Source organism: Paenibacillus sp. AN1007, assembly GCF_040702995.1.
Lineage (GTDB): Bacteria > Bacillota > Bacilli > Paenibacillales > Paenibacillaceae > Paenibacillus.
The window spans coordinates 202,069-229,026 of the sequence record NZ_CP159992.1 but is presented as its reverse complement, the minus strand read 5'-3'; the positions used below and the strand labels follow the sequence as shown (position 1 = coordinate 229,026).

The window sequence follows — 26,958 nt, the reverse complement described above, 5'->3', positions numbered from 1 at the left end:
CAGGCTTCAGTCCTGTGGAGAAAAACTTCCCTTGATGCTGTGTGTAAAGCTGTACTAATTCATTTATTTCACGTTAGTCCAGTAAGCTTGAATCTCGCTGGCAAGTCCTGCGCGATCAACAACATTAGCCAAATATTTCTGCATGGAAGCTCCCAATTTGGACCAATGATCGGCTGGAAGGGTGCTCATGGATTCTTCAATTTTGCCTGCTTTGATGTATTCACTAATGGATTTGCCAAGCGGGTCCGCTGGCTCCAGCTTAATGTTACTGAATGCTGGAATGATGCTGGCTTGTTTCACCAGGAAATCCTGACCTTTCTCTTTGTAAACGATCCAGTCCAAAAACTTCTTCGCAGCATCTTGTTGTGCTGGTGTACTTTTTTCTTTGTCCAGCAAAATACGTTTGGAGACGGCGGCAGAGATCTGTGAATTGCCGAAGTCGGCTGCGTTATTGCTCACAGGAACCGGCAGGAAGCCGTATTTCCCATCTGCTGTATCAAATCCGGAAATTTGCGGCCAAGCCCAGTTCCCCATGAACCAGATCCCCACTTCGCCCTTGCCGAGCACTTCTGGCCCACGCTCATATGTACCGGAAAGTGGTGAAGCCTTATCGATATTGTACGTTTTCATCACATCAAAGGTATCCATCAAACCATTAAACACAGCGTTGGACGCCAGATCTACTTTGCCTGCTTTCAGATCGTTCATGAATTGATCCACTTGGGAACGGTCCGCGGATTGTCCGCCATAAGCAAGCGGCAGGTAATGCGCTCCAAGCGACCAATCCATGGGTGAAATAATCAAAGGTGCTTTGCCGGCAGCTGCTATTTTTTTGAACAAGTCCTCCAGCTGCGCTGTTGTCTCTACCGATTTGGGATCAAATGTGCCGCCTACCGCTTGATCCAGCACTTTCTGGTTATAGATGAATCCATATCCTTCAATGGAGAAAGGGAAAGCGTAATTTTTGCCATCAAACGTTGTAGCTGTTGTACTGTTCTCTACTGCGTCTTTCATCCAAGGCTCCGAGGTAAGGTCAAGAACACGATCCTTGAACTTCTCAACATCCCCGGTATCCAGCATCATCATCGTTGTCGGATTACCTGATGCATAGAGGGCAGAGGCCTTTTCAAACGGAGACTGTCCACTGCCTACAGGCACAATTTCAAGTGTAATATTTGGATTTTCCGCTTGAAAGTCTTTGGCTGCCTGCTCCAATTGATTGTTAATCTCTGATTTGGAGTTGAGCATCGTTATTTTAATATTCTCGCTTCCACCATCATTTGACCCCGGGGAAGCATTCGAATCCGTGCCTGCTTTCCCACCGCAGGCTGATAGAACCAGCATCATAATTAATGACAAAACCCAAATCCCCGTCCACCGTTGTTCTTTTTTCATCTTGTTATGGCCCCCATTCATTAGTGTAAAGAGGAAACGCTTACAAGTCAGATTATAATGTCAAAGGTTTGACATGTCAATCGTTTGACATATCGATCAAAATAATTTTTTTTGACTGATTTTTCTTCTGATTTCAAATAAGCCACGAGAGTTCCTACCTCTCGCTTCCACGAGAAAAAGGAGACAACCCGATTCAGGTTGTCTCCCGCTCCACCAATGTTACAGGAAAAATATTCTCCATATTTACCTGTTCCTCTGCGATCTGGCGCCGAATCAGCTCAACGGCCAGCTCAGCCATATCTTCTACCGGCTGTCTGATCGTCGTAATTCCGGGCACAGTGTAGCAAGCTGAACGGCTGTCGTCGTATCCAATAATAGCGATGTCCTCGGGTACCCTGCGTCCGCTAGAAATCGTTTTTTTAAGCGCATGAACAGCCATAAGATCACTCGTTACAAATAATCCGTCCAACAGCGGCTGCTCTGTGAGCAGTTTATCCATTAATTCCGTATACTGATGCTGATCAAACACATTGAGATCGGTTTCATAAATCATGATTGGCTTGACCCCATGTGCCTCCAGCGTATCCAGAAAGCCTGTCGTACGACGATTAGAAAGCATATTCAACCCCAAATTACCACAGATATGAGCTATATGCCTTCTCCCCTTGGAGAGCAGTAACTCCGCCGCCATGACACCGCCCTGATAATTATCGGAGGATATATACGGAATGTCCTCTCCAATCTGTCGATCAAAAGTTACAATGGGAGAATGGAGATTAACGTATTCATCCACTTCAAGTGTGTGGCTCCCCATGATAATTCCATCAACCCGATTTCCTTTAAGCATCTCTACATATTCACGTTCTTTGGAAGGGTCCATATGAGAGTTGCACAGCATGATTTTGAAACCATTCTGGTATGCATAATACTCTACATAACTGGCCAGTTCTCCGAAAAACGGATGGGATACATCTGGAATGATCAAACCAATAAGGTTGGACTGCTTGCGCAGCAGGGAACGGGCAATCTCATTGGGTCTATAATTCAGCTCGTCCATCGTTTGGTAGACTTTGTCACGTGTCTTCTGACTGATATAACCCCTGTTGTTCAATACACGCGAGACGGTAGTTACTGAAACACCTGCCTTGAGTGCAACATCGTGAATAGTTGCCATAGTAGCCTCTTTTCCAATCTACATTCTTTTATCCACCATCATTATATACCTATTTCACGTTTAGGATCATCCCACTGCTCTCATGGCTGCATTATTCCACGACAACTTTGGCCCTCGGCATGGTGTGCATTGCACCTGAAGTCACATGGGCCTGAACAACGTATACCCCCGGCTCCAGAAATGTATGTTTCACTTCATATATCCCATCGCCTACAGAACTGGCCTTTACTGCCCCACGCGCCTCGAGCTCATCGGCATTCATCATCCCCTTCTCAATGGAAGGGGCCTCAGGTTCGTTCTGTTCATTCCAGATTTGGAACTGTACATGATCCGCATCATTCACAGGCTGCTCTCCCTGAGTCAATTGAATCTGTAAAGCAGCCTCTTCGCTCACCTTCACCTTATCCGGAATCATCATTTTTACTCGAATCATCTCTGGCATCTCACCTGAAGCGGACCCCTCCGTGTAGGAGCAGCCGGTCATAAAAAGAATCAGTATGATCAAAGGCATATACCAGCGAGCTTGTCCCTTCATCACCATTGTTCCTTTCCGAGTACGAAGATTTAAAAAGAACACTTCATACGAAGATTTAAGAAGAACACTTCATACGTAGATTTAAAAAAACACTTAATATAGAAGGTTTAAGAAAAATGCTTAAATAGAAGATTTAGATGTTTTGCCAATTCCCCACAGCATGACAATAATGATGATAAATGCGATCAGCGCCAGCAGCGGAATCGTGATAAAACCAAACCAGTTCAGATAGTCGGTGTAACATGGTACCTTACCGCATGCCACCGCATTGCCCGTAGCCGAGAAGATCCGTTGAATAGTAACGTGATACAAGGAGATACCACCTCCGATAAAGCTCAGTGGAAGCACGTATTTGGTAATCCCTACGTCATCCTTGAAGTACGCGATCCCGAGCAGAATCGTTAACGGATACATAAAGATGCGCTGGAACCAGCACAGATCACATGGAAGAAAATCTTTGATTTCACTAAAATAAAGACTTCCCCCGGTTGCAATGACAGACACAGCCCAGGCAATAAATAAACGGGTATCCACACCTCGTGCGGGCTTCTCTGAATGGGATGCTGAACTCATACCTCTGTCCTCCTCTTTCAATGTTCATTTTGAATAATTAAATAACACTTTGTATTTCTCGAGTTATTAGAATGCTTATGTAATTGATTACGCGATTAATTATACCAAATATTTGCTCTTTCAGGCGAATACAAAAAAGCTGCCACATGGACAGCTTTTTCGGTATGAATATGAGATTGATGATATCAACTGATAAAGTGTATTGGCGCACAGCATCGATATTTGCGTTACGTTTGCCTTACATTGCTTTAGTCAGCGTAATGGAACCATCTTTCTGAGCCCATTTCACATTCCATTGCAGCAATTCAGCAATGAAACGCAGCGGTACTTGTGTACGTCCGTCTTTGTTTACAAACACGGTGGAACCAACGTTTTTCTTCGTGCCGTTCACTTCCATGACCGTGTTATTCACCCAGAATACGAGTGTATCATTACCGGCCATAACTGTAACTTGCTGAGCCTTTTTGTCCCACTTCACTGTCGCGCCAATGCCTTCACTCAGGAAACGCAGCGGGATGTATGTTGTATTTTTCCAAAGTACAGGTGTGGTATCCATGTTCGTTGTTTTGTCGTTAATTTTCAGCATTTTGCTGTTCAGCTTCATCCATACTGTTGTCATGTCCGGAGCTGGTGTTGGTGCAGGCATGGTAGGTGCTGTCTCTTGGAACTTGTCGTTGAATTGGGTCACAATGGCATTACCCAGCGCTTGACCTACCCCGAACATCACTTTGAAGCCTTCACGGTTCGTCGTGTAAGAAGCATCATAGCTGCCTGCTGCATATTGATCCAGCACTTTTTGCACTTGATTTTCATGCGTCGTCAGGGCTTGTTGTGCTGCCGATTTCGGCAGGTTGCCCGCTGTTGCGGAATCCAGGAATGTAGCGAACTCCGTTGTAAATCCGTCGATCCGTTTTTGCACGGCTGCACGCGCAGTCGCATCATTATCTTTTACCGCTTTGACATAATCACTTTGAGCATTGACATGGTCCGTCACCCAGATTTTCTCGAATGCATTCGCTCCTTCATTACCATAGATAGAAGCAATCGCGGCTTTGAAGTCTGCCGTATTTCCAGCTTCTGCTGTAACAAGGGCACCCGATGCCGCTGTGCGCCCATCATACTGCTCCTGCATTTGCAGAGCGGAAAGCGCAAAGTGCTCCGAAGCCAAGTGATTGAGTGCAGATCTCAAATCAGCTGCTTTGGTATCTGCTTTGGTGTTGTTAAATTTCTCAGGCATTTGTGTAGTGATCGCGGTGGAAAGTGCTTTACTTACGTCGAACATTTCCTTGAACCCTTCACGATATGCCTTGTATGCATCGGTGTAATCTCCGGCTACGTACTCATCGAATACTTTTTGCACGAGGTCTTCATGCACTTTCAATGCTTGTTTAGCCGCGTTTTTCGGCAATTTACCTTCTGTCGCTGTGCTCAGGAATGTGGAGAATTCGTCCACGAAGCCGTTGATGTTATCCTGTGCTTGCTTGATGCCGGCCTGATTGCCCATCTTAGTGGCTTTCACCAGATCGTCGGTATATTTGTTATGTGCACGGAAGATGCGTTCGAATTCTTTGGCACCTGCCTCACCGTAGAGCGAAGCAATCGCCGGCTGCATATCCAATGCATTTTGGTCGAGTGCTTTGTAGGCTGCATCGGCATCTTTTGCTCCATCATAAGCTTTCGCCATAGCCGTTACCGCCAACGCAAAGTGCTCGGACAGCAGATGATCCAGGTTTGCTCTAAGGTCAGCCGCAGGGGTGTTTACGGATGCTTTCATCATCGTCATGGAAGTGGAAGTCTGGGGTGCAGCAGCAGCTCCCGCGATTCCTGGCATTAACAGCGACAAGCTAAGTACAGGTGCAATAAAAGTTTTCATTTTCATCTTCATTGGTAAGTCACTCCTTAAGTATGTTTGTGTATCTTTGTTCTTTGTCGTTGTCTTCATAGGGTGTAACGCACGGTTCTCCATTCTGGATCACATCGCAGGCAAAAAAAAATTACAGCTTTCGATAAAGAAAGCCGCAATTCCTTTATACATCTAGGTTTTTTTAACTAAAAAAAAAAATAAAGTTCTAGTGATCCGAGTCTAAAACACACAACTCAAACTGTAATATATCGTATAGATATCATTCATTTTTCCATCTACATAGTGTATGTAAATCCTTTAAATTCAGATCACATAAATTTCCTATATTTCTCAATAATAGCTTACATTGCGAGTGAACCTGAGATACAATAGAAGCAAACACTTTCCATCGACTGGAAAAGGAGGTCAACTCATGACTTGGCTGCCTTATGCATTGGTTATCGGGATCGCCTTGTTTGGCGGAATTGCTACACTTATCATCGGAAATTCGAAAGCCAATCGCATCAGTAACCCCGAATATGATCGCCGTACACGGCAAAATTTGAGTAAACTTACATATGTATACGTGGGTGCCGTCGTACTGGGCATAGGCGGATTTGTACTGTATTTGTACAATTGATTGGGGCTGTATGAACACTAAAGTATCATCCTGTTCAAAGTTATAATTCTTTGCATGCCCTGCTCAATATACCTCACCACTGGGGAGGTAACTCCCCTCTCTCTGATCGATGCCAACCAGCCGCGCAGCATCCACAGATGGATTTGCTCATACAGTCGTTCTTTTGTGAGCAGTCCACCAGCCTCAGCATACCCTCTCATCACATCTTCCAACGCGGAGAAAAACTCATGCTCAGCTGCCGCTTCAGGAATCATTGAAGTTAGCACGGCAGCCGCATCAAAGTGTGGATCACCTCTTCTCGCTTCTCCAAAATCGATCAAAACCGTCCTCTGCTCCGTAAATAACATATTCCAGACCCCCAGATCACCGTGAACTACGCCCTCATCTCTGACTGCATACGTCATACACCGCTGTACATGTTCTTCCAGTGAACCAATAACAGCTGACGAAGAACCTCTGACTTTATCACAGACTTGTGCCCACAACAAAGGTAAAGCAAAGCGATCCGGCTGGTCAGCGATTTCAAGCCTGCCAATCAGGCTGTGAAATTGAGCAAGCATTTGGCCAAAATACACAAACTGTATGGAAGCTTGGTTAAATGGTCTCGTTCCTTCAATATAATGCTGCAGGTTATAGATCCCATCATGATCACGAACATAGGACCCTCCATTACGCGTATTCACCAGCGCCGGAGAGATATGATGCAGTGATAATACGCGATGAAGCCTGTCTTCATTTACAGCCTGCTGTTGATTTCTCAGTTTGCGCAAAACAAATCTGCCAGCTGAAGACGTAACGCATTTTGCATCTGAACTTTTCCCCTGCTCTATGGCAGCACAGCGCTGTATTCGTCCAATATTATAAAACCGCTCAATCCTGTTTACATTCATCCGTTTTCCTCCCTCCATAATCACACGATCCTGTACAAGCTGCTGCTTCTGGATCGTCAGTTAACAACTACCCGTCATCATGCAAAGATTGTTACACATGTTTACAAGTTGGAGATAATTCAGAATTATTCTGGATATGTTCGAAGGGTAATATAAAGCCATAAGGAACAGCAAGACCAAAATAACCCCCATTAAAAGGAGATATATATGATGAAAAAAAATATGAAGAAATCCGTGGCCACCATGATGGTGCTGGGTATGACCTTAACCGGAGCAGCCGGTGTATATGCCGGAACACAATTGGAGAAAATCTCGGCTTACCTCAATCACGGGATTAGCTTTAATGTAGACGGTGCAGCATACACACCGACTGACGGGAATGGTAAAAAACTTGCACCGATCACGTATAATAACTCGACTTATCTACCGGTTCGCGCATTGGCTGATGCACTGCATGTGCCTGTAACCTACGATGGTGCGAACAAACAAGTCATTATTGGTGAAACGAACAGCAATCCAACTGCATTAACCAATGTAACCTATACCGCAGCACAGAAAGCAGCTATCCAAAAGGCATTTGCGCAATTCGATGGCTTCGAGGCAGCATATGCTCCGCAGCAGATGGTTGCAGGTGACACGTTCAAAAGCGCAGCCGCTGGCGGCGATGGTGTAAGCTTTATTTTCAACCATATGAAGGTTGATGTTTCGCCGAGAGACTACTCAGACGGATACCCAGGCAAAGAAGTGATACTATCCAACGGCGTCAGTGCCAAATGGTATACACCAAGCGATATCGGCATGCTGACATTCCAACTGGATGATCGTTATGTCACCCTTAGCTCGCCAGATCATAAGCTGTCCCAAGCACAGTTGCAACAAGTCGCTGTCTCTGTACAAAAAGTAAAGAGCGGCAATGATCAAGGTATTACTGCTTTTGAAAATGTAAGTTACTCCAAACAACAACTGGAACAGATCCATAAATCATTTGCTCAATTCGATGGCTTTACCACCGCTTATGCACCACAACATATGGTTGCGGGAGATACATTCAAAAGTGTGGGTGCAGGCGGAGATGGCGTGAACTTTGTCTTTAACCGCATGAATGTAACGGTGTCTCCTAGAGACTACTCGTTCAGCTATGATGGCAAAACAGTAAAACTGCCTAACGGTGTATCCGCCAAATGGTACACACCGGACAAAACCGACATGCTCACCTTCAAGCTGGAGGATCGTTATGTCACAATCAGCTCGCCCAACAACCAATTGACGCATACGCAGCTGGAACAGATGGCTGCAGGCGTGCAAAAAATGAAGTAATTGCAGTCCTCTTCCTCATAACGCTCATAAGGCATCATCAGATCATAAACCCATAAGATCATAAATAAAATAACAAAACACATACGATATCGGCTCTTCCGCTCTTCAGACCTGGAAGCCGTCTAGTGTGTGTTTTGTCTTGGTTATAGGCCGTTTATGCTGCTCGCAAAACGCGGCTTTTGTCCAGCTTCATTTTGATGCGGAAAGGGTTATAATAAATGAAGTTATCCCGATTTTGCAAATGTAAATAGAAAGGAATGAGTGTACTATGAATCAGCGCATTGATCTGTCGCCAGAGGAGCTGCAGCAGCTTGCCGTTCAATTCAACAAAGCTTCGCAGAATGGACAAGACATCGTTAACCAACTCAAAACGATGATTGATCAATCCGAAGGTCAATGGGAAGGCAATCGGCAGCGTGATTTTCTGGAGCGCATGAATAACAGTATGACCACTGTGAGCAGTTATTTGCGAGGTTTAATGGAGACAGGCACGCAGCTGCAGCAGACTGCGACACGTTTCCGTGAAACGGATCAGTCACGTTAACACTGATCCGTTTGTATCAAGAATACCAGCAGCCGAGGCCAACATCAGAATTGACGTAATGAATCGTCACGCCTGCTCAAGCTCTGCTGCAAAAGCCTCTTCCTCTTCATCGCTATACCCCTTGAAAATAACTTCCTCAATGTCCCCATGGTTAAATACATAAGTGTAATCCGGATTAATGTAACCTTCCGGATATGGGCAGCCAATATAGTCGAACTGCCGCGGAGGCTCGGTCATTAACATTTGCTTCCGTCCATAGATGACGAGTTTTTTGGTGCCCTCTTTCAAACGAATCACAGACCCGTTGGGCAGCAGTGCAGGTGTATTATTTTCCAAACTATTCATCCTCCTCATATCTGGTGACCTTTTGCTTAGGCCTGCTTTTTCGCTGAATTAAACCGACTCCGATCTATTCATAACTCGGCGAAGCCAGTAATATCGATGCAGATCCATAACAAAATGAAAGACAACAAAAGCCAGCAGGATATATACACATATTAGAACAACAGCCACCGTCTGCTGTGTAACGAAGGCCAGTGAAATGTTGGCCAGCAGGTATGCTCCTCCTGTAACTGCGGTTAAGGCAGCAATAGGCATACCCGTACTTTTGTCCCCCTTTTTACGCTGAGGCGGCTGCTTTAATTTTTGTAAACGAAACCTTACATACTGAGATAAGGCAAAGAAGTATACTGCAAAAGATCCAATCGCATACCATGGCGTAGTCAGACCCAGTGCTTCATAGGCGAATTTCTGTATAACTACCATAAACGAAGCTGAGCATACAAGTCCGAATACGCCTCGAAACAATACATAATTGAGCTGCAGCCTGCGCGGGACTGCAATCAGAGCAATGGCCCATAGGTTCATAACAGCCAGCGGCGGAAGCAGCAGATAGGCATACAAAGCTTGAAACGGTACACTGAATATAGGTATCAGAAGAAATACATTGAGAAAAAACAGAACGAGTGTGCCTGCGCTGAGCCGAATACCATCCGGTGCATAGATGACCAGATAATTCTCGAACGTTTCCTTGGGATACGGCGTCCCTTCATACATCACAGGACCAGCAGACGTATTTCCCTTATGCACTGAACGTTTTGAACGCTGTTTATTCGCCATCTACTTAAACCACCCCGCCACGGTAGACCAGGCTTTCTTCGCGCCATGCTTGACAACATCCTTCACCGAATCATCCTTTCCGTCACCGTCCAGGTCCATATCCAGCTTTATCCCTTCCGCAAGATAGGTTAGACCGACCGAAACTCCCAGACCAACGGCACCTACTGCCAGTACAGGTGCTGCTGCTGGCAGAACGGCTGCGGTTAGAAGAGTCGCTCCTACAGTGGTGGCTCCGCCTACGACAACATTCCCGATAATGTCACCCGCAATCTTGTCCGTACCTGCATTCTGACTAATATTCTCTTTCGTATCGGTGAACACGTCTATGCCCACACTAGCCCAACCCAGCTTGTCCGTCAAAGCTGATTTGACGGCATAACCTGGTTTGATCATGGCGGCAACTTCTTTCATCTGCGGGGTGGCTGTTCCGTTGGCAATTTTGGCCTCAATGTCACGTACATAATGGATTTTATAGTCTCTTGGCCGCCCGTTCGGAGCCTTATTGCCTTTGACTGCATCATGGCTCTCACGAACCAGAACCCGAGGTGTATTTCGATCCAGCTGAGCTTTGACCATGTAACCGTTCTTCACTCGATATCCCAAACGGGCAACCGCCACAGCTGCAGTTAATGTACCGACCGTGCTGCCCAGTCCATCAAACGGAGCAAGCAGATTAATGCCCGTCACTCCAAATTGGCCACCAGAGTTATCCTCCTGCTCCATCGTCTGCCGGGTTGTTTTCACATAAGCAGCCAGCTGCTGCATGCTTTGCCCTGCACTTTGAAAACGCTGCTGATGCGCCTGATACAGTCCAATGATCGTCTGCCGGTTACCCGATTGCCATGCGGCTCCTTGGATCGCATGCTGCAGCATACCATCAACCTGCTGCAGCTGTGCAGTGACTTGTTCGATCTGCTGGGCAAGTGCATTCAGATATGCTGCTTTCATAACAATCTTTGTCATGTTCAATCCCCCTAACTTTTCGGACGTAACGTCCCTCCCGTTCAGCGCACATAGGGAAGAACGGATATGGAACGTGTTGTGAGCAGAAAGAGACTCTGTACCAGCTCTTCCTCTGTTACGATGAATGCGGTAAACAGATCCTCTGTCTCCCCTTCAAGAAAGAGCCAGTTTCCACTCGTACTGCCGATAAAATAAATGACTTGTGATCTCTCATCTGCACCCCGGGTATACACTTCATATCGGCCCTGCTGCTCTAGAGCAGCTAAACTGCGGCACAAGGGCTGCACCCAGCCCTGAGCCAGATGTTTATCTTCTTCCAATATGACCTGCATTTTATCGGTTTCTTTAGCTTCTTCGGTTCTTCCGCTTTTCCCCGCTTGTTCATCACTATGTCCCGCTGGGCTTATCTCCAATTCAAACAAGCGGCGCAACGTGTCAGCCCCGATGGACGTGCGTATACTCCCTTGTCCCAGATCAGGAACAGCTTCTGGCGGAGGATCATTAATATCCAGTCGGTTACCGAGAACTTGAAACATATCCTGTAAGGAAGGGTATGAAGTGAATACGGACTGATGATGCACAGGCTTCCAGATCCACTCGACCAACTGATCACTTGATAAAAAACCATACGTTACGGATCTGCCCTGATCCGTGCTGCATAACTCCAGACGGGTTACCGCACTACTCAGCTTGCAAGCCGTAAGCAGCGTATGTACCTGAGGTTCTATCGTAATTTCCTGATCGTTGATGTTTATTACATGATCCTGTACCAGGTCTTTGAGAAGCTGCGTGTACGAAGGTGCAGCCTCTCCCTGGCCTGCAGCAGCATGCAGCTCTGCCCGAAGCTGTTCTGCCTCTGGTATATTCAAGATTTCAAATAGAAACAGCGTCTCCGAACCGTTACACTGAAAGGATGTATATAATGACACGTGTATTCCCCTTTTCCAAAAATGAACGCCTTTAGAAAGCACTCATTCTTTTATTGTAAAAGGAACGAGGGTGCTGCTCAATGTGTCCCCATTCCTGAAGTTAAGCAGCCAAGCCTGATTATATATACCCAATTATAAATATAAAAGGCACAGCAAATATGCTGTCCCCCTATTTTTTGCTTTAGTCCATCTTCATATCTGTTAATCGGATCACCCTTCTGTAATACAGGGTATCCATCAGTTCCTCCCAATCCAGTTCATCCACATTCACATCCCGATAAAACACGGAGGCAGCCGGCAGAAAACCCAGCAGTGGGCCTGCTCCGCCATGAATCAGAGTTCCGCCATCTCCGCCTTTTGGCATCGCTTCTCCATCTGCATCCAGCGTAAGCTCGTATTTATATGGATCTCCGGCAAACTGAATACCAAAGAAATTCGGCAGCTCCAGATCATACGGTCGATGATTTGGTTCAACTGAAGAGGATGCTTCTGTTCCAGTATCTTCATCCCCGGACAGGGGATTGGCTTTATCAGCATTATGGAGATACCCCAAATGTCTTAATCTCATTGTATAGTCAAAGCTGTCTCCCCAAGGGAATAACGTGCGGCAACCTCCACCATAGATATACTCCCACTCGTCTTCCGTCAACAAACTGAAACCAGCCGCTGTTTCTTCCCTTACAATGTCCTCCAGTTCGATCCCTTCATTAAACCAGAGAATTCGAACCTCTCCTTTGTCTTGAATCAGTTTAAATTCCAGGTGAAGTTCATATTCATTCAGCCCCGATTCCTTGAATTCGGCTAAGGCTTTAGGAAAATCATCATGCTCCTGGGCAAACGCTTCCTCCTCGGTTACCTCAATCCACCCCAGGGAGATGGTCTCACACTCCACAAGCATTGGTCCGATGTTAACTTCTCGTACAGGTGACATCTGGCCAGCCAGAAACGATTGTACGTCCTTAATCCCGTAACTGCTTGCAGTTTCGTGCAGATCAGCCGTCGTTTGCTCATCCATGCCGTGATGCCACTTTTCCCAACCTAATGTTACCTGATCACCTGGAACAAACACGAATCGCTGTTCATCGTGTGTAAATACTCCGGTCTGAGTCCGCTGTCCATATCGTTCAAACGTCTGCAACCCCTCATACTGCATCCCTTCAGGCAGCTGAAGCGCAATGCGCTGCATCCATTCCTGCTTTTCCTGCTCAGACAACCCCTGCCAGACGTCTCTCATTAAAGCTTCCATCTCAAGCTCCACCTCTCATCACATCTCATGATATCTGCTGCATTCTTTAATGGATCGCCAAGCTCATTTATTTGAATTGGTAACAGAATCGTTTATTTGCCTGCGGCCTCTGACAGCCCCAGTAATAATTCTTTTCGTTTCCCCTCCGCCTTACGGGCCAGCGCTGTCAGTTTCTCCACCTTGCCAAAAATCGGGTAAAGCACACGTTCTACTTCATATGCTTCCAGCTGCTGAACCTGTTCAAGAAGCCAATCAAGCTTTTCTTCCTGCTCGAACTCCGGCAGCAATTTGAGCTTCAGTCCGTCCGTTGAACGGCGCAAACTCTGAACGAGAAGCGGCGCTGAATCTGCTGATACCCCATATTTATCGACAAAAGCAGCAATAAACTTGTCCTGAATCATCTGATGTTCATCATCGACCTGTTCCATATAATCGTGAACCAGAGGAAAATACTGTTCATCTGCAAGTCCAAGCCCAAAGACGGCATAACTGCCAGGCATCCCGTTTTTCTCCCCTTCGGTATCGGCATAAAACTCAAATTCCTGGATGGCCGTTCGTGCGTACTGCTCCAGTAGAGGATACAGCTCAGAATATACCAGCGCATTGGCAAAAAACCGGTGTGTATCTGATTTGGCTAATCCTTTGATTGGGAGGTACTGCTTCACTTTGGATTTCAATTTGATATGATAACTTTTGGGGAATCCCTGCTCCAGCAAACGAATAATAAAGGTTAATGCCTGTTGATATGCTCCCGGTCCTTCCTGATGTATCTGAATCGTTATCCGTGCAAAAACATCATTGGCCTGGCATTCCACCAGCTCCGTTTTAACATAAGTATCTTCCGGCTTATATGTACCGCTTCCCTCGGTCAACATCCGATCTGCCTGCTTACTACCGAGCTGCTTGGCCAGTTCCAGAAATTTGAGCCCCCTTGGCTTGCTGTAACTGGGTTCGAAACGCAGAATCATCACCGCTGCATAGAGCAGCAGATCGATGGGGTGTGAAGCCTCATCCTGAGCCTGAGCCAGATCGAAATCCTGATCCATTTCCTTATCCTTACTTATATCTTTAACAAGTCCGCCAAGCTTCTGGCCTGGCTTCAACGTGTATTCATTTTCCCGATAATCTGAAATCTGAACGTCAAAATACTGAGGTAAAAACTGCCGTTCTGCCCATAATGTCAAAGCATAAATGATCGTATGACGGTGCTCGGCGAGAGCGTCCTTCCGCTCCCGATTTAACGTTTGAATCCGTTCATATTGTCTGATGATCCATGCCGTATCCAGAGAGGGAAACAACACAGGATCAAGCAGATGTTTTGCCAGAAAGTTCGTTTCAAGCGGCTTTGTCGGGTATACGCCCTTCTCCAGTTTTTGCTCCGTATACGTACGAATTCGTTCCAGCAGCTGCTGTCTTTTCTCTTCGTTGATGTATTCCAGCAGCGTCAGCTTCAGCATCCCGTCCCTCGTAGGAAATTTGCCTCTAAACGTAAACCGGTAATCAATCAGCGGTGTATCAGCCCATTCGGCTAATTTCTCCTGAACCACCTCGACCAGCCTTGGCTGGATCTCGGTGCGTACCAGTTCTTCTGTAAACCGGATCGTCTGCGTCGATAATGAGCCTTCATCCCATCCCATGTCCAGGCTATCTACAATCGTTCTTCCCGGCTTGTACAAAACAAAGATATCATCGAATATGCCCATCTGCAGTTTCGTTCGCTGGATCGTCTGCTCTAAATCCGTACGTGCCGCCTGCTCGTCAAACCATTCATGAATGGCTTGAACTATCTCTTCCAAAGCTTGTTCCAATGCTGCTGTCATTCTATCTCCTGCCTTTCGTAAAACATGTTGTATGTACTTCTGTTCTAAAACCACGATGGCCTCTATCTCAAATCAGCTCAACAGCCTGTCTATTCAACGTTAAAAATACGCATTAACATTCGCAAATCACCTATATTTTACACGTTCAACTGCACTCGCAACAATAAGTCTTACGCACGGTTGTCCCCTACTTGCTTCTGATCAAGAGTCTCTTCTCTGACGTGAAACTTCGGAGGAAGCACAAAAAAAACACCGAAATGAGATATCAGCCGCCTCGTTTCGGTGTATTTGTGAAATGGGTTGTTTCCTTGTCAGACTTTCGTACGATTACTTGAAGACTAAACTCCTACAACTAAGCGAAACAGAAATCATTCATGTTATAAAATATTCAGGTCATGTATGATGCAGCTATCCCTAAATTTTAACAGGCGCTATATAATGTAAATAGATACTGCATACCCTACTTTATGAAGGAGGATACCATGATGAAGTTGACGGAAGAAGGTGTGTTAGTGCTTGAAGAAAAGGATATTGACTATATGTACTGCTACCGGGACCGAGATGGAATAAGGTTTGATGACTCATTTCTCATTCAATTAGAATCTCATAATATGACACTGTCTGAAGGCGATGTCCGAACAATTCATTTTCAGTTTGATGAAGAAGAGATGCCGCTCTACGAAGAACGCGGACGACTAATTTCGGAGGTTCAGTCAGCCGTTCGTACACTTGACCCTAGCTATGATGGTTCGTTCGTGAAATGAAGCGTTTGGCATCGTTATATTCATTAATTAATTCATCCAGCACCATCGACTGACGAATGACTTCCGGATGCTGCAGACTCGTATATTGGTTTGCCATCTGGTAAAGTCTCTGCCTTGCGTTTTCGATACATTCCTGAAGGGTTTCCGGGTTCCGTACCATCGTTCTGCCCCCATTCATTCCTTGAATTCACCATCCAAATAAGACCATATATTATAATATTCGGAATGAATCAGGATTCAGATTACCTTTATTTCAAATTTTATATATTATTTTGTAAAAGTAACGTTCATCCACGTTGTGTTCGAAACTCGGATCATACGCAAAAAGACACCAGACTGGCTCATCGCCTCTCTGGTGTCTTTTTACAAATCATTTGATGTACAGCTCATTTGATGTTAAAGTGTCGCGGTGTTATCTCAGCCCAATATCCGAGAAGCGATTGTTGATCGTTTCGGGAAAAGCATGTTTAATCGCATCAATAGCAGCTTGTTCCATATCACCTGCGCTCCGAATAAGTGCACTAACTCGCTGTACACTTTCCGGCTCTCTTGCATCCCACGCCGCGGAATCATCCAACAATTCAACAATCGATGCATAGATAATCGCAAGTTTTGTGTATTTTTTAATAACTTGATCCATCTGCGGCGATAAATGTTCAAGTGCTCTGACATATGAGGAGATGTCCCCTCTTGTATAAGCATAATAGCGAAGCACCGTTGCCGCCTGATGCGTCTCATAGTTTCCCGACTGCAGCACATCCGCAACCGCGGTGTATGCGGCAGAACCGCAAGCGTAATCCTGCGCTGGCAGCATATAGTCGTGCGTTTCCCATTTGAATACAGCCTGGATTAACGACTCCTTGCACACTTCCCACATATCGATGGATTGGTGAGCTTCCAACACTTGATAATACCAATACGGTGAGTTATTCTGGCCGACTAAGGAATAGGGCAAACGAAGCACGTCAGGATCATCTCCTGTGCAAAAAAACAATACTTCCTCGTCATCATCGTATCCGACAACCACCACAAATTGATCGTGCCACAGCACCGCCCCAGTTCCCCGATCGATCGAATTTTTGATATCATGGAGAGCTTGCTTCTGATAAAGGGGAAACGTCGGTTCAAAGGAAAACCCGGCAGCCTGACTCGCAGTCACTCCGATAAAATCAGCAGCAACAAAATTTTCTGCCATCCAGTTATACGCCGATACGGATTCCTTCGTCAGACGACGGTCCACCACGAAACGAAAAAGACTTGCTGTCATGCCTGCAATCATATAAAGCGGAAGATGTGTCCACTTTTTGTGTAACAAAATAGGGTATAACGCATCTGCATAGGTGCCTGCCCCGTATCGCCACGTATCCGTATTCGTGATCTCCGAATTGGCCTGAGGTCGCTGAATTAAATCAGCCAAATCAGTCAATAACCTCATTTTTTTCATGCTTTGAGCCCCATTCCTGCATCCATTCTGCCTTCCTTTTGTTCATCGTACCACTGCATCCCCAATTCTACCGTGCGGAGTGTGTGCCCCAACGGGGTACCGTAGATCGTTTACGATCCGCATACTGCGCTGATATGGTACGAAAAGAATCCACCGCCTGTTCTTCGAGCAGCTTCGCCTGTCCAAGCCACTGCACAAGCTGCTCATTGGCATCCTCCTTCAGCGCAAGCCCATGTTCTTCCCGTACCAGAAGTGCTCTCATCTGCTGGATCAGTTCAGCAATCCGGTTATAACACATCCATGCATGCTCCAGTTCAGTCCATAAGCCACGAACATCATGTAAATACATTCGAATCTCGGTACGCGATTGGCAGTACGAATCCAGAAGATAAGCTGCTCCTGAACCATCGTAATCTCCAGAGTGAAGTGCTTCAATCCAAACATCATATGCTTGCCGGCCGGAGACTATATTTTGATCAGGTAACAAACGGTATGGAATATCCCAGTCCTCAATCGCCAGTCGCAAAGACTCGATCACCATCTCCTGCTCTGTAAGCTGCACCTGATCACCAAAGATCTGGCAGTACCAGAAACCGGTGAAATTCAATCCAAAGTTGTCATACAGTAAAATTTGCGGCTCTTTGCTCCAGCCATCCTGCACATAAAAGACCTGATCTGCATCATCATATCCATAAATGACACCAAACTCGGGAATCCAGTAGATGACACCTTTTCCTTCATCCAGACTGCGTTTAACCCAGTTCACGGCATCCTGCTGATAATAAGCAAATGTCGGATGCCGACTTCGTCCCCCATCATATATCGTAAACAGGCCGAGATTGTTGATCCCGCCCTGATGCGCCACTCCCCACTGTCCGTAAGCCGTTACGGACATCGGAAGTAATCGCTTATGAACCGATAGTTTAAAAGCCATGCCGGTATAGCCTGCAAGCATATATTTCTCTCCCTGAAATTGTCCTGTCCCCGTTAATATCGCATACAGGCTGTCCACGTACGACTTCGATTCCCTTTTCATCATCATATGTGCCAGCATTTTTTCAGCCAAAATGTTCTCCCCCGTTTCATGCATGGCAATCCAGAACAATGAACAGTCTTCTTCTAAAAACCTCTAAGATGCGATCCTTATTCTTTCTCTGCTTGATGCTGTATGCTCAGCCGCTGCGCAATCTCTTCCGTCCGTTTCATAAGCTTGCGTCTGAGCCATCCTGGAGAGATCAGCTCCTCCCATTCCGAAGCATACAGATGCTGCAGGAACACGTCCGCATCATAAAATTCGATCCAGCAAATCTGTCCCTGCTGCTCCCGAATGCGATATCCCTGCCACTGCTCTGATTGCTGCGCTTCATGAAAACGAATCTGTGCTGTAAACGGTTTCCGTACAGGCAGTGCATCTTCCCAACTGCTGATCCATGCATCCTGACTGCATTCAAAGTGTTCATCCAGCGCTTTCAGCTGAACTATGCTCTCAAGCCGTATTGCTGTCTGCAGCAGCGGGTCTGTCTCATAACCAACGACGTAATCTGCATTAAACTGAGAGGTTATCTTCACAGGACAAAAGGTGATCTGATGCTCTCCCTCGTGATCCTTGTAATAAATATGTGTCTTTCGGGCATCGGCTGCGGCATGAGTCAACAATTCAAACCACTGCAGCTGCCTCGGCTGTGCCGCAAATACCGGGAACTGCTGTTGATCAGGAAGATGCTCCTCCATCGTAAAACGTTCCAGCAAATGCGCTACCCGCTTCACCGCATCCGATTGATCATAGTCATAGTGCCGATAACGATGGGCCAGATACTTCAGGACACGCTGCTCCTCCTCCGTCATGTATAAGTGCGGCAGCCGGAACGTCTGATCCTCGTAACAATACCCGCGGTACTTGGCTGCATACATCAAGGGAGCACGCAGCGTATTCACCATATATTCAATATCACGCTGGGCCTGACGCCGAGAAATTTCGAATTGTCGTGCAAGGCTGCCGCTGTTCGGAAAACGCCCGCTTCGAATCTGTTCATCAAACCAATGAATCCGATGCATGCTGCTCAAGCGATTTCACCCCCTGAATCATTCCAACGCCTATTTTTTTGTATTATATCAAAAAGCCACAGCCTGTTCCGAAGAACAGGCTGGACAGATGGAAAACGATGATCTTTCACTTATAAGAATTATCTGCTTCTCCGCTAAGCGTTGGCTTCTGCCATATCGACTCTGGACTGCACGGCTTTGGAGCAGCCTTTGCAGACTTTCAGACTTGTACCGTCGGTTTTCGTTTGTGTATACAACAATTTAATCCGGGTACTCCTGCATATTGGACATGTTCCCCGTCCTCTGGACGGAAGACTCCACAGAACGCGACCTCTTTTTGTTTTAGCCAATGATTGTGAACCTCTTTTCAATAGGGTTTGTGTGTTTTTGTTCACCATCATTATAGAGGCATTGGGACGACATAGAATGTCGCATCAGGAGCAACCTTTTATCAAGTCAATATGGAGTCATTCGCACTCATCTATCCAACAATAAAAAAATGCCTCTTCTTCCTATAGAAGAAAAGACATTCACTCTGATGAATCTGCGCTAATCTGTGCCGCGGCTTGAAGTATAGACTGCAGAAGCCCTGGAAAACGTGCTTCCAGATCCTCCGATCGCAGTGTGATAAAATGCTGTGTACCCTGTATTCTGACCCGAATCACACCCGCTTCCCGTAACGTGCGGATATGGTGCGACATCGTTGATTTCACAACACGGGCATGAAAATGACTGCACGGCTGTTCCCCGCTTCTCGCCGCTTCCTCTACAATCCCCAGCCGGGTCGGATCACTGAGCGCATACAGCACGGAGGAAAGCTCGATATCGGCTGCCTGGGGATGATGTAAAATTTTCATACGGCAGTCTCCCTTTTTCAGACTATGCATTGTATTCTAACATAAGTTCATGATATATTTCTAATGTTCGACATCAATCGAACTTACATCATTTCGAATGTATCCCTTGCTGTACAGCACAGGGACTGACATTATACACCATTTTGCAAATGTTACAAACCGTTTCTGAAATGTTGCGAAATGCACATCATGATAGGAGGTTTTTATGAATAACACCGCAGCTGCATCACCGATGGAACGGACAGGAATACAGGAAGGATTGATCGTTGGACTGCTGGGCTTTACCGTTGTACTTGTCGTAATGAATACGATGATGTTCAATCTGGCCCTGCCGCAAATTGCCGCTGCATTCAAGCTGACTTCCGTCGCTTCTTCCTGGATTGTTACAGGGTATTCCATTGTATTTGCGATTTCCTCAATTACGTTCTCCCGTTTATCCGATTTTGTGCCGATCCGCACCTTGTTTACCACTGGACTTACACTGCTTGGAACTGCCTCGGTATTGGGATTTTTCAGTGACCACTTTATTCTTCTGCTCATTGCCCGTCTCGTTCAAGCAGCAGGCGCAGCTTCGGTTCCGGGTCTTGCCATTGTACTGATTACCCGCTACATTCCGAATGAACGCCGGGGCAAATCAATGGCTGTCATCATGTCTGCCAGTTCGCTGGGTCTTGGACTTGGTCCGGTACTTGGCGGCAGCATCACACAGTTTTTAGGATGGCATGATCTGTTTATCGTTACAGGGTTAACGCTGTTTTTAATTCCAGTTTTCTACAGACTGCTGCCTCGGGAGATGCCGCAAAAGGGTTCTTTCGACCTGCTTGGCGCCATCCTGCTTGCGATCGGTACAACCGGTATTCTGTTATTCCTGACCTCCCGGCAGGCCGTAACACTGATCGTCGGGGTAAGCGCACTGCTGCTGTTCTGGTTACGCATTCGCCGCGCGGCCGATCCGTTTGTGCAGCCGGCACTGTTCAAAGACAAAAAATATATGATTCTCAGCTCGCTGGGCATCGTATCGTACATTAACAACTTCGCTACACTGTTCCTGCTGCCGCAAGTTTTGGCGCATCTCTATGGACTGACCCCTGCACAGTCAGGACTCGTCATTTTCCCGGGTGCACTCATATCTATGCTGCTGTCCAACCGGATCGGCCGCATGATTGACCGTCACGGCAATACGCTGCTCCTGAAATTCGCACCTTGGCTGCTGCTGGCTGCTGCCGGACTGTTCGCTTTGCTGGCAGACCAAAGCATCTACGCCATCATGGTTATATATATGCTGCTCAGCGTCGGGTTCTCTTCCTTGACGACCAGCGTATCCAACGAATTGTCGGGCAATCTGTCCATGGATCAGGTGGGCGCAGGTATGGGACTGTTCCAGCTCAGTCAATTTTTCAGCGGTGCATTCAGCGTTGCTATGACTGGCGTTGCTTTGACTGCCATGCAGAACCTGCCTTTGTCTTCGGCATACGGCTATATTTTCGGGGGCATGACTGTGGTCGGACTCGCATCCGTTATCTTTTCGCAAATTTATCTGAGAATGCAGTCACGAAAACAAATCCTGAACAAAGGATAGTGGATACGACGGCATAAAAAAACCGTGAGAGCAGGCTTCTGCTTTCACGGTTTTTTGGGTATCAGGACATCATACTGAAACCCGAATTAGCGACCAGAGATTTCCCCATTTCACACGCTTGATGTTCAATAGCGATGATCTCCTGCACTTTGCCCAGGGCCCGATTTAACATCTGATGGCGCCGATCAACGTTTTGATAGAGGCTTTTCAGCGTCATATTCGCTGCCAGATTCCACCGCTGGGCAGCATAATCATAGTTGTCGATCAGTTTGGACAGTTCGGGGTCATATGGGATCCCTTCCCTGAGGAAGTGTCCATACAGATATCGATTGTTGCTGATCCCTGCCAAATCACTATACATATTATCGAGGAATTCTTCCGTCAGTTCCGTCACGTGTTCCATATAGCTGCGTGTAGACTGCACGTACCGCTCAATCGCTGCAATGCCCGCAAGCGGACGAACCAACTCCTGCCAACCACTCTGACTGCGCAGTTCTTCGGACTCTCCACCCAGAATCGTCTGATTGTGATGAAGCATTGCATAGAAATCTCGTTCCGGAACTTTCCGGACAGCATCTGTAATATCCAGTGTCGCATAACGGAACCGTGTCCCCTCACGGATGAGTGGTGTCATTCCCAGATCAAGTGCCTGAATCAAGTCCTGCTCATCCATACTTCCCTTCAGATGATAGAAATCATCAATAAAACCGAATTTCCCGTCCGCATATTCCGAGAGCACAATACAGTGTGCCGAATGCATCACCTGGTACAGTGAGTTGTACTGCAGATAAAATACATCCACCCACACAATGACAGGTTCATTTTGATGGAGATGTGTCATGATCTGCTTAACCACGTCAGTCTGATCATGTTCTCTTCGAATTTGAAGATCGATCCGATGGATGTGTCGTAACTCCTGCTCCACGGTCATGTAGCTTGGTGCCAGCTTCGGAGTCCCCCGCTCAGGGTCCTCGGAATACAATAAGCCGCACTGCTTCCACACGGCCAAAAAAGGACTGAACTCTTTATAATTCAGAATACTGCTCACACAGAGCGTAAAACAATCTTCGCCTTCTGTACTGCTTTCCCTCGGTTGAATATTCATTCAGATCGCTCCTTTCCCAGTGTCAATGCGAAGATATGCATACATGGATTGTCCGACATGATCATTGTGTCAAAACATAGTGCTTCCTCTAGCTGGATTTGCTGAAACCAGATGATCGGATGTACCGAGGTAAGCAGTGCCCCTTTTTGGGTATACATGCCGCGAAAACGATGCATCATCTCTTCCTTGAACTTGGCGGTCGTTTCGGTCCAATTCGTCAGTGCAAGAGAAGCCTTCCCTACCCGTTCTTCGTTCCGCTCAAAGTAAATAAATTCATGATATGATCCATTGTCTGCCGCACCCAAAATATACAATGCAGCGTACTCACCATCCGGCACTTGAATGCGCTGGCTCTCCAGTTCGATGTTGTTAAACCGCTGCGTGCTGTCAGGGAAAACGAAAGGGACATCCTTCCACTGCATATTTCCTTGATCAGCCAGTTCATCCGCCGGATACGATGATCCAAATGTCGTGAAATTTCCGATATTCCCGGTACCGGGATAACTGAAGCCATTGTTGTTGTAATGTTCATCCAAACGCAGTGGACAGTAAATGGTCATGTGCTGCACCTCCTGAAAATATAAAAACCTGAATCATGTAGTCATAGAGCCAATTCCCTGACGCTGATCTCGAAACAATAAGTCATATATTTCGTGCCGTCCGGCCAACTCCATATGAGTTCCGTCAGCTGCAATCTCACCCTGATCCAGCACGATGACGCGCTCTGCATCCTGAATGGCGGAATAACGATGAGCGATAACCAGCACGGTGATGGAGTATGCAATCTCACGAACAGCCTCATTAATCTTCCTTTCAGCATCATTATCGAGTGCCGATGTCGCTTCATCCAGAATGAGCATTTGCGGTTTGGTCAAGAGCACCCTTGCCAGCGCGAGTCGCTGTTTCTGTCCACCGGACAGATTAATACTTGATTCTCCCAGCACCGTATGATACTGATCCGGCAGACTTTCAATGAATTCGTCAATCAAGGCCATTCGGCAGACTTCACGAATCTCTTCTTCTGAGGCCCGGGGCCGAACCAGCCTGAGATTATCGAGAATAGACATATTGAATAGTGTGTTCTCCTGCATAACAACACCAATATGACGATGAAGATACCCTGATCCCACATCCTCCACAGGTACTCCGTCTACAAGAACTGCACCCTGCTGTACTTCATATTGTCCCAAGATCAGTTTAATCAGCGTACTTTTCCCTGATCCGCTTCGACCTGCAATAGCTGTATATTCTCCAGGTTTAATGTTCAGATCAAGCCCGTTCAGGACCACTTCAGGGTTATTCAGATAACGAAAAGAGACATTTTTAAATTCAAAATGTCCCTGAAATGGCGGCAGTACCTCCACTTTCCTCTCATAGGTTATTGGAAGTTCAAGCAGTTCCACGATACGTTCAATGGACGGGGTACTGTCATGAAGCTGTACATTCGAAGTATTAATTTCGTTAATATTGTTAATCATCTGCTGGTAATAGGTGAGGAAGACAAGCAGCCCGCCAATCGTCAGCTCACCCTGAAAAATTAACAATCCCCCGATAAAATATAAATTCATCTTGTTAATAAAATCATCCTGGAACGTATAATACAGTTCGTTGGCGTACGTATAGGCCAGGTGACGAAACTTGATCCTGCTAAATCGCTTCCAAAAGCCTACAAATCGGATAGACTCTTTCCGCTGCATGTTCAGGGCCTTAATTTCTTTCCAGTGCCTGAAACTGTTCGAAATCCATGTCTCGTACTCTCCGGTAGTCTGACGAAATTCGGATACCAGCATCTTCGCCCGTTTGCCCAGCCGGGTACTAATGATAAAAGACACGGGGAGCATGATAAAACCGAAAAGAGCCATCTTCCAATTTAAAGACAGCAAAATAACGGCATAGGCGCCTACACTGATCCATTTGAACGTATAATCAATCAGATGCAGGAAGATAAAATCTTTAACCAGTGTAACGTCACCGTCTAATCTGTTCTTCAAATCCCCCGTGCGATAGCTCTCATAGGAGGCCGGCTTCATCCGAAGCAGGCGTTTCCACATGCCCAGCTGCAGATCAAGTTTGGTCCGCCCGAGCAGACGGTTTCTGTACATCGTTTGAAGACCGGTGGCTGCTGTCTCCAGTGCAAACAGGCCGAGATAACCCCCTAAAATATAAGGCAGTACCCCCAGATCACGCCCAATCATAACATGGTCAATCAGCAGCTTGTACAGATAAGGGATCATAAGTGCAATGACAGTCAAAGCCAGTTTCAAAGATCCAAGAATCCATATTTGACGATTGGCATTACGGATGAAGGGTCGAATTTTCCTGAAAAGCGAGTAGCGGGAAGAGGCAGGTGTCTTCATCAAGACATCATCCCCTCCTTCCGAATGAAATCTTCTACAAACAGTTCACGGTAGTGCTCACTGTTCTCCAACAAGTATCCGTGTGTACCTTCGGCCACAATACGTCCTTCATGCAGTACCGCGATCCGGTCTGCATTCAATATAGAAGACAGACGGTGAGCAATGATAATGGAAGCCCGGTCTCTGCTCAAGTGCTGCCAAGACTGCTGAATAGCTTGTTCGGCCTCATAATCCAGTGCTGATGTTGCCTCATCAAATATAATCAAACAAGGCTGCTTCAAAAAGATGCGGGCTATGGACAAGCGCTGTTTTTGTCCTCCTGACAGCTCCATCCCCCCTGCTCCGAGCTGGGTGTCCAGCCCTTCCGGAAGCGAACGAATAAAATCCCCGATATAGGCTTGGTCACAAGCCTCCCACAGCTGCTCATCATCTGCATGTGCACTGCCCAGCAGCAGGTTGTAACGAATGCTCTCATTAAACAGAATGGACTCCTGCTGCACAATGCCTACACGTTTGCGAAGACACGTCAGTGTATATTGTCCGATCGGCCTGCCGCCAATCCGGATTTCTCCTTCCTCGGGGGTGTAGAAACCAAGCAGCATATTCACAAGCGTTGTTTTTCCTGAGCCGCTTTTTCCTACGAGGGCAACCGACTCCCGGGCACCGACATGTAGATCAAGACCATCCAGCACACGAGGTCCATTTTCATAGCGGAACCGCACCTGCGCGAAGGAAATTTCTCCATGCTGCAGATCCAGTTCGGGATGGCCATCTGTCCGCTCTACTTCTTCCTCCAGGAGATCAAATACTTTGTGCGACTGTACTGTTAGTTTGGGAAGGTTCACAACCGCCTCATAGATCATCATCATGGACTGATTGTTCTTGCTCAGATAGGACATAATGGCAACAAAGATGCCTGCAGTCAGCTGCCCCTGCACGATAAGCACTCCTGCAACAGCATAAATGCACAGATCGGACAGCAAAAATATAAATGCATTCGAACGGGTAGACATCCACTTCATGACCTCTGTCCGGTTGTCCAGTCGAATGACATCTGCACTCTGCCCGGCGAACAGCAGAGAAGCTCTTTTCCCACTTCCTAAAAGACGGATATCCCTCATGCCCTGGAGCATTTCCAGCATCCAACTGACAAAGTGCCCGTACTTCCCGCGTAAAACGGTTTGCTGCCTGGTCATTTTACGATTGAAATATTGGGACACCCATACCGAAACAGGCACCAGTACCATCATAGCCAGCGCAATATACGGATTGAGGTAGAATAAAAACACATACGAAATCAACAATTTGGTTAGCGGTGCAGCCATTTCAAAAATCATGACTTCGATCCACTGCATGATCGATTCCGCATCGCTGGTGAGACGTGTAATCAGATCGCCTGTTTTGGCTTTCTCATAGTTGGATGCCTTAAAATGCAGGATACGATCAAACAGTTTTCTCCGAATATCAAACAGAAACTTTACATTTAAATAGATCCAGATGGATTTGATGATCCAGCTTAGTGCCCGAACACCCAAGTACAATGCAATATACGTCAAAATCACATAACCAAAGAAATGAAGATTTCGATGATAGAACACTTCGTCAATCATAACTGCAAATATAAGCGGCCCAATCAGATCTACAAGGACCATAATCAACTCGCAGAACAGCATTGTGATCAAACTAATCCGGTAGGGTTTAACAAATGGGCGCACCCGCCTGCCTAATGAGATATTCCCCGTACTTTCTTTTGAAATATTCCGCGTACCTTCCTTTAAAATGTTCCCCATACCTTCCTTTAAAGTATTCTTCCCCATACCT

The 26,958-nt window shown here is 46.5% G+C and carries 27 protein-coding genes; 5 read left to right on the top strand and 22 right to left on the bottom strand.

Annotated features, from left to right (window positions below; all coding sequences use genetic code 11):
- Nucleotides 1-63 precede the first annotated feature (63 nt).
- The 5 genes from ABXS70_RS00930 to ABXS70_RS00910 form a co-directional block, all read right to left on the bottom strand.
- On the bottom strand, nt 64-1,395 hold the full coding sequence (locus tag ABXS70_RS00930; protein WP_366293301.1) for an ABC transporter substrate-binding protein: 1,332 nt from the start codon (nt 1,393-1,395) through the stop codon (nt 64-66).
- 193 nt (nt 1,396-1,588) lie between these two features.
- Nucleotides 1,589-2,569 (bottom strand): LacI family DNA-binding transcriptional regulator, encoded by a 981-nt coding sequence (locus ABXS70_RS00925; RefSeq protein WP_342552881.1) that lies wholly within the window; start codon nt 2,567-2,569, stop codon nt 1,589-1,591.
- Nucleotides 2,570-2,660: 91 nt separating this feature from the next.
- Nucleotides 2,661-3,104 (bottom strand): FixH family protein, encoded by a 444-nt coding sequence (locus ABXS70_RS00920; RefSeq protein ID WP_366293298.1) that lies wholly within the window; start codon nt 3,102-3,104, stop codon nt 2,661-2,663.
- A gap of 120 nt (nt 3,105-3,224) precedes the next feature.
- Nucleotides 3,225-3,677: a disulfide oxidoreductase gene (locus ABXS70_RS00915; RefSeq protein ID WP_342552883.1), complete on the bottom strand. Its 453-nt coding sequence runs from the start codon at nt 3,675-3,677 to the stop codon at nt 3,225-3,227.
- Between the two features lie 238 nt (nt 3,678-3,915).
- Nucleotides 3,916-5,562, bottom strand: coding sequence for a copper amine oxidase N-terminal domain-containing protein (locus ABXS70_RS00910; protein ID WP_366293295.1), 1,647 nt, complete (start codon nt 5,560-5,562; stop codon nt 3,916-3,918).
- Between the two features lie 391 nt (nt 5,563-5,953).
- Between ABXS70_RS00910 and ABXS70_RS00905 the strand changes: the two genes are divergently transcribed.
- The gene (locus tag ABXS70_RS00905) at nt 5,954-6,160 is read left to right on the top strand and encodes a hypothetical protein (protein WP_311278476.1); all 207 of its coding nucleotides are present in this window, start codon (nt 5,954-5,956) and stop codon (nt 6,158-6,160) included.
- Between the two features lie 17 nt (nt 6,161-6,177).
- Here the strand turns inward: ABXS70_RS00905 and ABXS70_RS00900 are convergent, their stop codons facing one another.
- A complete protein-coding gene (locus ABXS70_RS00900; RefSeq protein ID WP_366293292.1) occupies nt 6,178-7,050 on the bottom strand; it encodes a phosphotransferase in 873 nt (290 codons plus the stop codon).
- A 207-nt stretch (nt 7,051-7,257) separates the two neighbouring features.
- Here ABXS70_RS00900 and ABXS70_RS00895 point away from each other — a divergent pair, with 207 nt between their 5' ends.
- Nucleotides 7,258-8,367, top strand: coding sequence for a hypothetical protein (locus ABXS70_RS00895; RefSeq protein ID WP_366293289.1), 1,110 nt, complete (start codon nt 7,258-7,260; stop codon nt 8,365-8,367).
- A 268-nt stretch (nt 8,368-8,635) separates the two neighbouring features.
- Nucleotides 8,636-8,911 carry a WXG100 family type VII secretion target gene (locus tag ABXS70_RS00890; RefSeq protein WP_216517529.1) on the top strand — a complete coding sequence of 92 codons (276 nt, stop codon included), beginning with the start codon at nt 8,636-8,638 and terminating at the stop codon, nt 8,909-8,911.
- A 66-nt stretch (nt 8,912-8,977) separates the two neighbouring features.
- On the opposite strand, the gene ABXS70_RS00885 is transcribed toward ABXS70_RS00890, so the two are convergent.
- The 6 genes from ABXS70_RS00885 to ABXS70_RS00860 all read right to left on the bottom strand — a co-directional run bounded on the left by ABXS70_RS00885 (nt 8,978) and on the right by ABXS70_RS00860 (nt 14,988).
- On the bottom strand, nt 8,978-9,247 hold the full coding sequence (locus tag ABXS70_RS00885; protein ID WP_342552888.1) for a DUF4176 domain-containing protein: 270 nt from the start codon (nt 9,245-9,247) through the stop codon (nt 8,978-8,980).
- Nucleotides 9,248-9,304: 57 nt separating this feature from the next.
- Nucleotides 9,305-10,030, bottom strand: coding sequence for a hypothetical protein (locus ABXS70_RS00880; RefSeq protein WP_366293284.1), 726 nt, complete (start codon nt 10,028-10,030; stop codon nt 9,305-9,307).
- Nucleotides 10,031-10,993, bottom strand: a complete 963-nt coding sequence (locus ABXS70_RS00875; RefSeq protein ID WP_366293281.1) for a hypothetical protein — start codon at nt 10,991-10,993, stop codon at nt 10,031-10,033.
- 41 nt (nt 10,994-11,034) lie between these two features.
- On the bottom strand, nt 11,035-11,922 hold the full coding sequence (locus ABXS70_RS00870) for a hypothetical protein (protein WP_342552891.1): 888 nt from the start codon (nt 11,920-11,922) through the stop codon (nt 11,035-11,037).
- Nucleotides 11,923-12,103: 181 nt separating this feature from the next.
- Complete coding sequence (locus ABXS70_RS00865; RefSeq protein WP_366293278.1) at nt 12,104-13,168, bottom strand: hypothetical protein; 1,065 nt, start codon at nt 13,166-13,168, stop codon at nt 12,104-12,106.
- Between the two features lie 92 nt (nt 13,169-13,260).
- The gene (locus ABXS70_RS00860) at nt 13,261-14,988 is read right to left on the bottom strand and encodes a DUF6138 family protein (protein ID WP_342552893.1); all 1,728 of its coding nucleotides are present in this window, start codon (nt 14,986-14,988) and stop codon (nt 13,261-13,263) included.
- Nucleotides 14,989-15,470: 482 nt separating this feature from the next.
- Between ABXS70_RS00860 and ABXS70_RS00855 the strand changes: the two genes are divergently transcribed.
- A complete protein-coding gene (locus tag ABXS70_RS00855) occupies nt 15,471-15,752 on the top strand; it encodes a hypothetical protein (RefSeq protein ID WP_342552894.1) in 282 nt (93 codons plus the stop codon).
- Here ABXS70_RS00855 and ABXS70_RS00850 read toward each other — a convergent pair.
- The 6 genes from ABXS70_RS00850 to ABXS70_RS00825 form a co-directional block, all read right to left on the bottom strand.
- A complete protein-coding gene (locus ABXS70_RS00850; RefSeq protein ID WP_342552895.1) occupies nt 15,724-15,912 on the bottom strand; it encodes an aspartyl-phosphate phosphatase Spo0E family protein in 189 nt (62 codons plus the stop codon). The two genes, ABXS70_RS00855 and ABXS70_RS00850, sit on opposite strands and share 29 nt — an antisense overlap.
- 252 nt (nt 15,913-16,164) lie before the next feature.
- Nucleotides 16,165-17,196 (bottom strand): hypothetical protein, encoded by a 1,032-nt coding sequence (locus tag ABXS70_RS00845; protein WP_366293274.1) that lies wholly within the window; start codon nt 17,194-17,196, stop codon nt 16,165-16,167.
- A 67-nt stretch (nt 17,197-17,263) separates the two neighbouring features.
- Complete coding sequence (locus tag ABXS70_RS00840; protein WP_366293271.1) at nt 17,264-18,262, bottom strand: hypothetical protein; 999 nt, start codon at nt 18,260-18,262, stop codon at nt 17,264-17,266.
- Nucleotides 18,263-18,339: 77 nt separating this feature from the next.
- Nucleotides 18,340-19,251 carry a WYL domain-containing protein gene (locus ABXS70_RS00835; protein ID WP_366296500.1) on the bottom strand — a complete coding sequence of 304 codons (912 nt, stop codon included), beginning with the start codon at nt 19,249-19,251 and terminating at the stop codon, nt 18,340-18,342.
- A 143-nt stretch (nt 19,252-19,394) separates the two neighbouring features.
- Nucleotides 19,395-19,589, bottom strand: coding sequence for a hypothetical protein (locus tag ABXS70_RS00830; protein ID WP_366293268.1), 195 nt, complete (start codon nt 19,587-19,589; stop codon nt 19,395-19,397).
- Nucleotides 19,590-19,769: 180 nt separating this feature from the next.
- Complete coding sequence (locus tag ABXS70_RS00825; protein WP_342552899.1) at nt 19,770-20,096, bottom strand: helix-turn-helix transcriptional regulator; 327 nt, start codon at nt 20,094-20,096, stop codon at nt 19,770-19,772.
- 205 nt (nt 20,097-20,301) lie between these two features.
- Between ABXS70_RS00825 and ABXS70_RS00820 the strand changes: the two genes are divergently transcribed.
- A complete protein-coding gene (locus tag ABXS70_RS00820; protein WP_366293265.1) occupies nt 20,302-21,675 on the top strand; it encodes an MFS transporter in 1,374 nt (457 codons plus the stop codon).
- Between the two features lie 61 nt (nt 21,676-21,736).
- Here the strand turns inward: ABXS70_RS00820 and ABXS70_RS00815 are convergent, their stop codons facing one another.
- The 4 genes from ABXS70_RS00815 to ABXS70_RS00800 are packed head-to-tail and all read right to left on the bottom strand — an operon-like array spanning nt 21,737 to nt 26,954.
- The gene (locus tag ABXS70_RS00815) at nt 21,737-22,780 is read right to left on the bottom strand and encodes a BtrH N-terminal domain-containing protein (protein ID WP_366293262.1); all 1,044 of its coding nucleotides are present in this window, start codon (nt 22,778-22,780) and stop codon (nt 21,737-21,739) included.
- Complete coding sequence (locus ABXS70_RS00810; RefSeq protein ID WP_366293259.1) at nt 22,777-23,340, bottom strand: hypothetical protein; 564 nt, start codon at nt 23,338-23,340, stop codon at nt 22,777-22,779. The genes ABXS70_RS00815 and ABXS70_RS00810 overlap by 4 nt, the downstream gene beginning before the upstream one ends.
- 33 nt (nt 23,341-23,373) lie before the next feature.
- Complete coding sequence (locus ABXS70_RS00805; RefSeq protein ID WP_366296498.1) at nt 23,374-25,137, bottom strand: ABC transporter ATP-binding protein; 1,764 nt, start codon at nt 25,135-25,137, stop codon at nt 23,374-23,376.
- Entirely contained in the window at nt 25,137-26,954 is a 1,818-nt protein-coding gene (locus tag ABXS70_RS00800) for an ABC transporter ATP-binding protein (RefSeq protein ID WP_366293256.1), read from the bottom strand. The genes ABXS70_RS00805 and ABXS70_RS00800 overlap by 1 nt, the downstream gene beginning before the upstream one ends.
- Between the last annotated feature and the right edge of the window lie 4 nt (nt 26,955-26,958).